The 10,595-nt window shown below is 59.4% G+C and carries 9 protein-coding genes and 1 other RNA gene; 2 read left to right on the forward strand and 8 right to left on the reverse strand.

The window, feature by feature from the left end; translation table 11 throughout:
• Positions 1-30 precede the first annotated feature (30 nt).
• From recR to Q0V70_RS06085, 5 genes are all read right to left on the reverse strand, one after another.
• Positions 31-633 (reverse strand): recombination mediator RecR, encoded by a 603-nt coding sequence (gene recR / locus Q0V70_RS06065; protein ID WP_297589606.1) that lies wholly within the window; start codon positions 631-633, stop codon positions 31-33.
• Entirely contained in the window at positions 633-3,020 is a 2,388-nt protein-coding gene (locus Q0V70_RS06070; protein ID WP_297589608.1) for a DNA polymerase III subunit gamma and tau, read from the reverse strand. The genes recR and Q0V70_RS06070 overlap by 1 nt, the downstream gene beginning before the upstream one ends.
• A 185-nt stretch (positions 3,021-3,205) precedes the next feature.
• A complete protein-coding gene (locus Q0V70_RS06075; RefSeq protein WP_297589610.1) occupies positions 3,206-4,942 on the reverse strand; it encodes an OmpA family protein in 1,737 nt (578 codons plus the stop codon).
• A gap of 85 nt (positions 4,943-5,027) precedes the next feature.
• An RNA gene (ffs, locus tag Q0V70_RS06080) (signal recognition particle sRNA small type) lies at positions 5,028-5,123 on the reverse strand.
• Between the two features lie 5 nt (positions 5,124-5,128).
• Entirely contained in the window at positions 5,129-5,941 is an 813-nt protein-coding gene (locus Q0V70_RS06085; protein WP_297589613.1) for a hypothetical protein, read from the reverse strand.
• A gap of 235 nt (positions 5,942-6,176) precedes the next feature.
• On the opposite strand from Q0V70_RS06085, the gene Q0V70_RS06090 reads away from it, so the two are divergent.
• Together Q0V70_RS06090 and Q0V70_RS06095 are read left to right on the forward strand one after the other, a co-directional pair.
• Positions 6,177-7,643 (forward strand): NAD(P)/FAD-dependent oxidoreductase, encoded by a 1,467-nt coding sequence (locus Q0V70_RS06090; RefSeq protein ID WP_297589615.1) that lies wholly within the window; start codon positions 6,177-6,179, stop codon positions 7,641-7,643.
• Between the two features lie 29 nt (positions 7,644-7,672).
• Positions 7,673-7,870 (forward strand): hypothetical protein, encoded by a 198-nt coding sequence (locus tag Q0V70_RS06095; protein ID WP_297589618.1) that lies wholly within the window; start codon positions 7,673-7,675, stop codon positions 7,868-7,870.
• A gap of 134 nt (positions 7,871-8,004) precedes the next feature.
• Here Q0V70_RS06095 and galE read toward each other — a convergent pair whose 3' ends face one another.
• The 3 genes from galE to Q0V70_RS06110 are packed head-to-tail and all read right to left on the reverse strand — an operon-like array spanning position 8,005 to position 10,595.
• Complete coding sequence (gene galE, locus Q0V70_RS06100) at positions 8,005-9,030, reverse strand: UDP-glucose 4-epimerase GalE (protein ID WP_297589620.1); 1,026 nt, start codon at positions 9,028-9,030, stop codon at positions 8,005-8,007.
• Positions 9,031-9,084: 54 nt separating this feature from the next.
• Positions 9,085-9,240, reverse strand: a complete 156-nt coding sequence (locus tag Q0V70_RS06105) for a hypothetical protein (protein ID WP_297589622.1) — start codon at positions 9,238-9,240, stop codon at positions 9,085-9,087.
• A gap of 17 nt (positions 9,241-9,257) precedes the next feature.
• A complete protein-coding gene (locus tag Q0V70_RS06110) occupies positions 9,258-10,595 on the reverse strand; it encodes a class E sortase (protein WP_297589624.1) in 1,338 nt (445 codons plus the stop codon).

Raw genomic sequence — 10,595 nt, forward strand, 5'->3', positions numbered from 1 at the left:
GGGTAGCCAGTTTGAGGCAAACCGAGTTTTCTACAGCCGGCGCCGGCCTTCCAGAGCGCGCCCCAGCGTCACTTCGTCGGCATATTCCAAGTCGCCTCCCACCGGCAGACCGGAGGCCAAGCGCGAGGCCGGAATTCCGATGGTAGCGAGCATTCGCGCCAGGTAAGCCGCGGTCGCTTCGCCTTCCGTATTGGGGTCGGTGGCGATGATGACTTCCTTGATGGCGGAATCCTGCAGGCGCGTCATCAGCCCGGCAATCCGCAGCTGATCGGGGCCAATCCCGTTGATGGGATCCAGGGCGCCGCCCAGAACGTGATAAAGCCCGCGATACATCCGGGTGCGTTCCAGGGAAACAATATCGGTGGCCTGTTCCACCACGCAGATAAGCGACTGATCCCGGCGGGAATCCTGGCAAATCGCACATACCGGGTGTTCGGTGATATTGCCGCAAACTTCGCAAAAGTGGACCTTTTCCTTAACGCTGGTCAGCGCCTCGGTGAGTCTCTTAATGTCGGCTTCATCCGCGCTGAGCACCCAAAATGCGATGCGTTGGGCGGATTTTGGCCCTACGCCGGGCATTTTTCCCAGCGCGTCGATGAGGTCTTGCAGGGCATCGGTGAAAATTTGGCTCATCACCGGCCTGCCTTTGCAAACGGGGAACCCGGCATGGTTTTCGGATCGATGATGGTTCCGCCCAACATGGCTTGAGCAGTCTGGATTCCCGCTTTCATTTCCCCTGAAACTTGCGGGTCAGGCTGTTTACGTGGCTCACCTGATTGGTTCGATTCACGGGGTGTGGTCGAGGTTACAGGCGTGGGTTCCTCCGGGGGAACAGCGGCAGAGGGGGATTTCGGTGTGACTGCAGACGGCTCCGGTACGGGGGCGGGCGGCTCCTGCTCAGCAACTGGCACAGTTGCGGGTTCTGCGGGTCGATACTGGTTTTGAACAGGAGGTTCGGGCAGGTCCTGCGGTACCTCTGGTTCAAAATAGGACGGTTCAGACGGCGGAGGGAAATCCTCCGGTGGAATGGGTGGCTCCGATTCCTGTGCCGCAAATCCATACTGTTGCTCGGCAGATACGGGCGGCTCCGATGCGGGGGCGGGCTTCGCAGCGGGCGCCCCGAAACCGGCCACCACTCCGCGCACTTCCACGTTTAGGCCGGTAAATCCCTGAATGACCGCGGCTAGGGCGGAAGTGTGGCGTTCCCCGAAAGCTCGCACCAATCCAGGGTTCGGGAAGGCGATTTCCACCGCCGAGCCGCGCATTCCCTGTAGCTGGCCGTGGGTTTCCAACAGATTCCCAGTCGCGGCGTGATTTTGTTTCAAACGAGCCATGATTTTGCCCCAGTTGGAGCGGATTTTTTCATAGTCTCCGTCTGCGCCAGTGCCGGACTGGGCCGGCTGTGTACCCCGGGCGGGAGCCGGGGCAGGAACCCGAGGGGGGTCAGGAGCCGGGTTGGGAACGGGAACCGAGGTGGGGGCAGAAGTCTGCGCGGGAGCGGGAGCGGGGGCAGGTTGGTCCGCCGGATGAATCCGCCGGGCAGACTTTTGGCCAGACGGGGTGTTCGGGACGCGACTATCCGTACTAGCCGTGTCTTCACCGGGAATGTCCCACGGAGTCGGCTTAAACTCCCATTTTTCCTCACGTGGCGCCATAGTTGGCTCGGGTTGGGAAACGGTGTCCTTTCCGCGCTGTGGTGCGGAAACCGACGCTGGTTGAGGCGCGGAAGGGTCCGGGTCCGCAGAAGTACCTGGACGCGCTGCAGGACCAGCCGAGTCCACAACGGTGCTGGTGGAGTCCTCTTGTGAAGGAGTCTCAGCGCGCGCGGGCGCCACCGAAGGAACGGGACCATCACTGTCCTGAGAGCCCGACCCGGTAGCTTTCGTCGCCTCCTGTGGGGTTGACCCCGAACCCTCCGTGGAGGTCGCCAACAGCAGTTTCGCCACCAACAGTTCCAATGCCAGACGCGGGGAAGTCGCCCCCACCATCTCGGTTAGCCCCTCGTCAACGAGTTCGGCGCAGCGCGTCAGGGTCCGCGGGCTAAGGGCCGCCACTTGGGGACGCATCGCCGCCAGTTCGGCCTCGGGCAAATCCCCCAAAACAGCCCCGGCCCCCGCCCCAGCCAGCTTCATCACCACCAGGTCACGCAGATATTGCAGCAGGTCCTCGACAAAACGCCGCGGTTCATGCCCGGTTTGAATCATCCGGTCCACCACCGTGTAGGCCTCGGCACCGGAGCCGGACACCAAAGCGTCCACCATCCCGCTCAACAGCGCGGAATCGGTGTAGCCCAGCAGGGATACGGCCCGGTCATAGTGCAACTTCGGCTCAGCCTCGCCAGCAATGAGCTGATCGAGGATGGACAAAGAATCTCGCACGGACCCGCCTCCGGCCCGCACCACCAGACCCAGCACCCCATCCTCGGCAGTGACTCCTTCGGAACGGCATAAATCCGCCATGTAGTCGCGCAATACCTCCGGGGCAACCAGCCGGAACGGGTAGTGATGGGTGCGGGAGCGAATGGTGGAAATGACCTTTTCGGGATTCGTGGTCGCAAAAATGAATTTAATGTGGTCCGGAGGCTCCTCTACCAGCTTTAACAGGGCGTTGAAGCCTTCCTTGGACACGTTGTGTGCCTCATCAATGATGAAAATCTTAAACCGATCCCGCGCCGGGGCATAGGCCGCCCGGTCGCGCAGTTCCCGGGTGTCGTCCACACCGCCGTGAGAGGCCGCATCAATCTCGATGACGTCCAGAGAACCCGGCCCGCCCGTCGCCAAATCCCGGCAGGAATCACAAGTCCCGCACGGGGTAGCGGTCGGTCCCTGGGCACAGTTCAGGCAGCGCGCCAAAATCCGGGCGCTGGTCGTCTTGCCGCAGCCCCGCGGCCCCGAAAACAGGTAAGCATGGTTGACCCGCCCGTTCGCCAAAGCCGCCTGCAGCGCCTTAGTTACGTGTTCTTGACCGATTACGTCCTCGAAAGTGTCGGGACGGTAGCGGCGATACAGGGCAGTCATCATGTCTATACTCTACCCGAGCCCCGGTGGCGAAAATTTTCATGTTCCGCACAGTTATTTCGGCCGAATCAACCCCAGCGCCAAACCTGCCCCCGTGATGCTGGCCAAAAGCGCCCGTTCTGGCGGTCTTCGCTCGCCCCTGCGGGCTTGGTGGCACCATTTTCTGAGCCTGCAATAGTATTTCTAGGTTACGCTGTCTGAGATTCAGCAGAAGTGCCGCTGGGTTGTTTGGTGTGACCAGACTGGTTCTTGTGGGGTGTGAGCTTGTTAGAACCCTGAGGAGAGCCTGTCGCCTCACCAGCCTGTTTCACCGGAACGTCGTTAATCCGGTAGCCGTACTTGACATGGTTGTATTCCTTGGAAGCGTCGATGGTGATGGTCTTGGTGTTAACCGGCGGGTACAGAACCGGAACAGTCCACTTTTCACCTGATTTCAACAGCGGAATGGCGCCTAGGCTTCCGCCCGTCACCACCCCGTGTATATTTTTCCCGTCAACACCGATACGCGGATATTCCAACGGCACAGTGCGCGCCGAACCTAGCAAAATATCAGGCCCGTAAAAGACAGAGCTGATTTCAGTAGTCATCTCTTCCGGGCGATGAAAGCCGCCCAGGTTCAAAGACATAGAGCCAACCTGGTCAACGGCTTCCACCGTGAATGTCACCAGGGTGTAGTTAGGGTAGGCCACGGCCTCGGAGGTGGAGACTTGCACATACTGGGGCTGACTGGCTTCACTGCGGCTGACATTGTAAAGCACTGCCTTGGGCCAATCAGATTCCTGGGCATACGGGGCAGGCATTTGTGCGCTGGTCGCCTGCAGTTCGAGGATTTCCTTTTTAACCGGAGTGTTAATGGAAACTTGCACCCGTCGGTTCTTTGCCCGCGAAGCATCGTCAGTGTTCGGCACGGCCGGTTGCGTCTCGCCTTTGCCCGAAGCACTGAAAGTGAACCCGGACAACTCCGATTTCCCTTCCAGAACGGCTTTCACCGCGTTCGCTCGCTTCTCACTCAAGGCCTGGTTCCCAATAGTCGGCTCAGGCACGTTATCGGTGTGACCCACGATAGTTACCTCACCCGGCTCGTGCGTCGCCAACGTTTTCGCCAAGTCACCCAAGGTCGCCTGGGCTTCGGGCTTAATGTCCCATTTGCCGGAATCAAAGAACACATCGGCCGCCAAAGTCACATCCAGGCTCTTTGAGCTGGAAGCCACGTCCATGCCCGGAACTATGGTGAAAGCCGAGTACTCCCCGTGGTTATCTTTCGCGGCCTGGTCGGGCAGGCTATCCAAAGCTTTTTGCAACGACTTCGGGGCTTTTGCCGCGTCCTGGACCGGAACATCGTAGGCGAAACCGATGAGGCCCAAATCCACCCCAACCGTGCCCGGATTATCACCGATGTCCCCGAAGGGTACCAGGACGCTTTCGGAAATCGGGTCTCCGTCTTTGCCGCTGAAACTGCTGTTCTTGGTGTCGGTCCCATCCTGTTTGACGTAGGGAACGTGTTCTTGGTCGTCACGCCAGGGTTCAAAAACCTCAGTGTCCGTCAACAGATACATCCCCGAATATTCCCTTTGCGCAGGATAATCCGGGGTGGTGAGAGCCGTTCCGACACTGGTTTTCACCATGGCGGAGTTCACATCATCGATGCCCACTGTGAGCACCAGCGCCGAATTGCCGTTATCCAGCCGATACAGCGGACCTACCTGAGCCCACATAGAACCGGCTTCGAAGTCGGCTTTCAGGTCGACTGCGTCCGCCTGTTGCTTCGCCGCCATCGACTTCGTTGCACTTGGTTTGGCCTTAACTGGCTCGTCTTTCGCGCTGTTCGTACACCCCGTCAAGGCTAAGGCCGCCACAAACCCCAACGCCACTAGCGTACTCAAACCACGTTTCACCATGAATCGCCAGCTTTCCGTAGTAGTCACACTTCGTTGACAGGTTAACAAGCTAAAGTATAACCCCAGTTTTCGCCCGGTTAATTTCTTGTAAAAGTATCCGCGGATGCCGGAAAATAAACGTTCCCCGCGCACCCGACAGGGAGCCCTTATCCTTGCTGTCTTCCGACCCTGGGGAGGTTCAGACTATGCCGTCACGCGGGGAACGAGACTATTCTACTTGGCGGCAGCCAGAATTAGGAATTCTCCAGCCACAATCATTCCGGGGCGGGGACGCCCCGCAATGTCGCCTTCAGCCACGCACACGCTGAGGGGGAATCCCGCCGCCACTTCCAAAACCCAGAAGTTTTGTCCCGTCAGGGTGTTGGAATGCATCTCGGCAGCGGAAATTTTTCCAGACAGCACGGCTCCGGCGTGCGCACCCTGCTTTTGCAGGACAGAAACAGCTCCGGTCGAGATGAAGGTCGGCAGGGTGTCTTCCGGGGCACGCTGGGGGCCGTCCAGAGCCGCGCCAAAAATTTTGGCGGTCTGGCTCGCCGCGTAATTCCCCACGTTTTCATACAGTTCGACCCGTTGCGCCAGGGCGGAAATCCCCAGTTTCCCGGCATCGGCACGTCCGGGCTCGTGCCCCAGTCCGGCCCGCATCGCCACGCAAGCCTTACCCACAGAACGCTCCGTCCCCCCTTGTGCGTCAACTATGTCAACCAGGGCAAAACGGTCCGCCATCTCGACCCACCGCGCGTCAACCACGGCGGTAGCGTTGAAATCCTGGTGAATATCCGCGATTTTCTCTGCAACCACGTCAAACACGGCGACCGCTCCGGAACGGTCCACGTACTGGAAAGTCCCGTTTTCCATGTCCCCTACCACCGGGGTGCATTGGTCAGCAGCCTGAGCCAGGATTTCGTCGGCTCGTTGCTCGGTGGTCATTTCAAAGCCTACAGCCCGCCAGGTCGGTCCGATGGTAAAGACTTTCGTGCCGTCCTCGTCATTGGACAAGCCCAAAGCGTTTTCACCCGCCACACTCATGGTTCGCTCCTCATCAGCTGTTCAAGGTTTTCCCCGGTTTACCTTCGGGATTCTCTGAATTTCAAGTCTAAACCACAAGCGGGGGCGAAGCCGGTAATTCCACCCCGGATTTTCAAGCTATAATAAGCCTTGGTCGTGCAGTGTTGGACGTCCCGTTCCGGCGCGAATTTCCCGCCGCTCAACGATTTCCTGAGGCACTGCTTAAGAACCGCAACAGATTAAGGAAGTTGTAGCTATGGCAAGAGTTGTCGTCTTAGGTGCGGGTATTTCCGGTCATACCGCCGCCATGCACTTGCGTCGCAAGTTGTCGCGACGCAATCACGAAGTCGTGGTCATTTCCCCGCGTGCCAACTGGAACTGGGTTCCCTCCAACATTTGGGTGGGCACCGGCAAGATGAAGAAGAAGGAAGTAGTGTTTCCCCTCGCCCCGCTCTATAAGCGCAAGGGGGTCATTTTTCATCAGGCGGCCGCGAAGGTCATTTATCCCGAGGGACGCGGCGATGATGCGCAACCCCAGGTCGAGATCGAGTTTACGGGAGGCAAGAACAAAGGTCGGCGGGCTTTGGTGCATTATGACTACCTCATCAACGCGACTGGCCCGAAGCTGAACTTTGCCGCTACGCCGGGTTTGGGCCCGGCTTGCGGCAACACGTATTCGGTTTGCACTCCTGACCACGCCGAACAGGCCGGAGTCGAGTTTCAAAAAATCGTCCAAGAGATTAAAGAAACTGGGACGCCTAAGCGGTTCGTGATTGGGACCGGCAATGGTGGATGCACCTGCCAAGGCGCCGCTTTTGAGTACTGTTTCAACACTGAATATGACCTGCGTCAGGCGGGGATTCGGGACCAGACCGAGGTCGTTTACCTCACCAATGAGGAAAAGCTCGGCGACTTTGGCATGGCCGGCATGAGGTTTAAGGACAACGGCTACTCTACCGACTCCCAATTGTGGACAGAATCGCTGTTTCGGGAACGCGGGGTGAAAGCCATCACCGGCGCGGGGGTTCGCGAAGTGCGCCCTAACTCTCTGACTTACGAGGATTATGACGGCAATATGCACGAGCTGTCCTTTGATTTCGCCATGCTGCTCCCCCCGTTTACCGGGGTGGCGCTGGAGGCCAAAAAACCTGACGGAACGTTGATTCCCGAAATGTTCAACCCGGCTGGGTTCATGAAGGTGGACGCGGACTATTCGAAAAAGAGTTCCGCGCAGTGGTCCCACGAGGATTGGCCCAAGACCTACCAATCCCCGCTGTATAAAAACATTTTTGCCGCCGGGATTGCTTTTGCGCCCCCGCACGGGATTTCGAAACCTCACCAGACTCCCAACGGCACCAACATCACCCCGGCGCCGCCACGTACCGGGATGCCTTCGGGCTCAATTGGCAAGGAAGTAGCCATGAGCATAGTTGACCTGATTAACCAAGGACCCGAGGCGAAACTGCACGAAGCCTCCATGGCGGTTTTAGGAGCAGCTTGCGTAGCCTCCACCGGCACCGGCATTAAGAATGGCTCCGCGGCTGCCATGGTGATGTTCCCCATCGTGCCCAACTACGACAAGTACCCGGATAATGCCGGACGCCACCCCAAACTGAGTTTCGGACGCATTGGCCTGTTCGGGCATTGGACCAAGTTCCTGCTCCACGTGGGCTTTATCTATAAGGCGAAGTGGAAGCCGTTTTGGTGGATTATCCCCGAGTAGCCCAACCCAACGTAGAGAGGATTTTCATAATGACTGACTTTAGCGCGTCTCCCACGATTGAGGAGCTGAGCCCGGCCACCGCCGAACGGATTGCGGCGGCCCCGAACCCTTCCCCGGCGACTTTGCGTCACCGCCAAAACCCGTTCCTCCAGTTGTTTTCCTTCGTGAACTTTAACTGGCGGATTTTGCGCCTGGTGACTATCGCCAAGTTCGGTCCCAAGGACTGAGAGATACCTCCAAGTTCTTCCCTGAAACAACACGATTTAACCGGGCGGCCGGACCATACGTCACCCATGTCAACCATACCACCTGAGTCAGCCACGTAACCCGAGCATCCCGGGTATCTGAGCGCAAAAACACGTTAGCCGGCGTAGCCGTTCGGGTTCTGCGACTGCCAATTCCACGAATCTCGGCACATATCGTCCAAATCCAGGCGTGCCTCCCAGCCCAGCAGTTCCCGTGCCAAACTGGCGTCTGCGTAAACCGTGTCAATGTCTCCTGACCGGCGCCCGTCAATGACGTAAGGAATGGGTTTGCCGCAGGCTCGCTCCATCGCGTGCAGGAGCTCTAGCACCGAGTATCCCTGAGAAGTACCCAGGTTAATGGCTTTCGCGCCCCGATGTTTCAGCCCGTAGTCAATGGCGGCCACGTGCCCGCGGCCCAGGTCCATGACGTGAATGTAGTCGCGCACCCCGGTTCCGTCCGGAGTGTCGTAGTCGTCACCGAACACATGCAGTTTTTCGAGCTTGCCGACTGCGACCTGGGTTATGTAGGGCATGACATTGTTCGGGATGCCCTTGGGATCCTCGCCAATCCGGCCGGAGGGATGCGCCCCAATGGGGTTAAAATAGCGCAGCAACACGGCGGAAAACTCGGGATCGGCGGAGCACACGTCGCGCAACATGATTTCGTTCATCAGCTTGGACCAGCCGTAAGGGTTGGTAGCGGTGCCGGTCGGCATGGTTTCTTTCAGGGGGGACACCCCGTCAGCTCCGTACACGGTAGCGGAGGAGGAAAAAATCATCAGGTGACAATCGTGGTCTCGCATGGCTCGCACCAGGGAGAGGGTCGCGTTGAGGTTGTTGTCGTAGTATTCCACCGGCTTGGCTACCGATTCGCCCACGGCCTTAAAACCAGCAAAATTAATCACCGCGTCAATCTGGTGAACCGCAAATACCCGCTGTAGAGCGTCAAGGTCGCGCACATCCTGCTGATAAAACGGGATTGTCTCCCCCACGATTTCTGAGACGCGTGTCATCGCTTCCGCGCTGGAGTTGTACAGGTTATCCACGCAGACCGCACGGTAGCCCGCCTCATAGAGGCAAATCAGCGTGTGCGTGCCAATATATCCGGCACCCCCCGCCACCAGAATGGTTTTATTGGTCATTTTGTTCCTTTCTTCATTTCACAAGGGTTCCCGTTGGGTTGGCGGGTTGAGATGCTAGTTCACGGTGTTCGGGTTGAGGTTGAAAGTCTCCACCGCCCAGGGGAATCCCCACTGGAACAGCGCCGCCACTACGGCCAGCATCAAAATCGCCATCTCTATGCAGCGCAGCCATTTCGGGCCGGGCATCACAGCAAACAGCCATTTGTACATTCTGGTTTCCTTTCTGTTTACCCGGCCAAGCCCTCAGCCGGCGCGGAGCTGGCAGCGCCGGATGGGGCAATCGCGTTCGGGTCGCTCGCGGGTGCATCGGTTCCATCCTGCGGACCCTCCGGCGGGGTACCCTGACCAGCCTGTTTCATCGCGTCCAGCCCTTTGAGCGCGAAAGGCCGGCCTTGTGTGCGCGGCACCCAGTAAGAAAACTTGGAGTACACGATGAATCGCTGCGTGTTGCCGTATTCGGGGTGGCAGGTCGTTAGGGTCATGAGCCGTTCATGCGGGACGGTGTCTTTCGCTTCGTGCGGTACCGGGTAAATCACGTCTCCTTGTGACGGTAGGACTATCTCGGTTGACGTGACCTGGTAAACCAGCCAGGCTTGGGAGGTTTCGACCACCAGAGGGTCACCGGTCTGTAGCTCGTGAACACGGCGGAAAGAGTTTCCGTACGAGCGCCGGTGGGCAGCCAGCACAAAGTTGCCCAGCTCTCCCGGCCCTTGGGTGTCAACGTAGTGTCCGGCATATCCCGTGTCCAGCACGGCTTCGTTCGTGCCCTGCATGATGGGGATGACCATCGAGTCCCAGCGCGGCACATGCAAGGTGGCGAAGGTCTGTCCCACCGCGGGAATGGTGACGCTGGGAGGCGGGTCGGTGCGCTGCACTTCGGTCGTGGCGGTCGCATCGTTTGCGGTGGAGCTTTGGAAAGACTGCACCGCGGCCGCCGTCGCGCCCTGTACCTGCCAAGTCGTCACATACAGCTGCCACACGACGAACAGGCCCAGGACGACACCGACCGTCAGCATGGTTTGCCCAATTCCGCTCATGACCAGGACCGATACGGGGGTGCGCCGGCGCTTTGGTGAGGCGGTCGTTTCGTCTGGGTCAGTCGAGGCAGTGGGTCGTTCAGAAGGGCGGGTCGCGGCTCTAGGCGAGGATTGTGAGTTTGCCTGGGGTTCACCAGGGACGGGCGCGGGGCTTGCGGGTCGTGTCGAGGCTGCCGGGGGGCGGGAAGGAACCGGGGCAAAAGCGGGGACTGCCGGGTTTGCCGTGCCGGGGACTTGATGACTCGCTGGGCCCGACATGGGGAAGTGTGGCGTGCCAGGGACCGGGGGGTTCGCCGCATTGGGGACCGGGGGGTTCGCCGCGGTGCGTGCCGGTACGGCGGGGGGAACCGGATGATTTGGCTGGGTGGTTGCAGGGCGCGCCGCGCCGGAAGGCTCGGCAAGTGATTGGAAACCTGCCGGTGGAACCGCACTTGTGACCCCTTGTGCGACCAACTGAGGCGGGAGAGCGGACTGCTGCGGCACGCGAGGCTGCGGCACGCGAGGCTGCGGCACGCGAGGCTGCGGCAC

The organism is uncultured Mobiluncus sp., assembly GCF_947087965.1.
In the GTDB taxonomy this organism is placed as follows: Bacteria; Actinomycetota; Actinomycetes; order Actinomycetales; family Actinomycetaceae; genus Mobiluncus.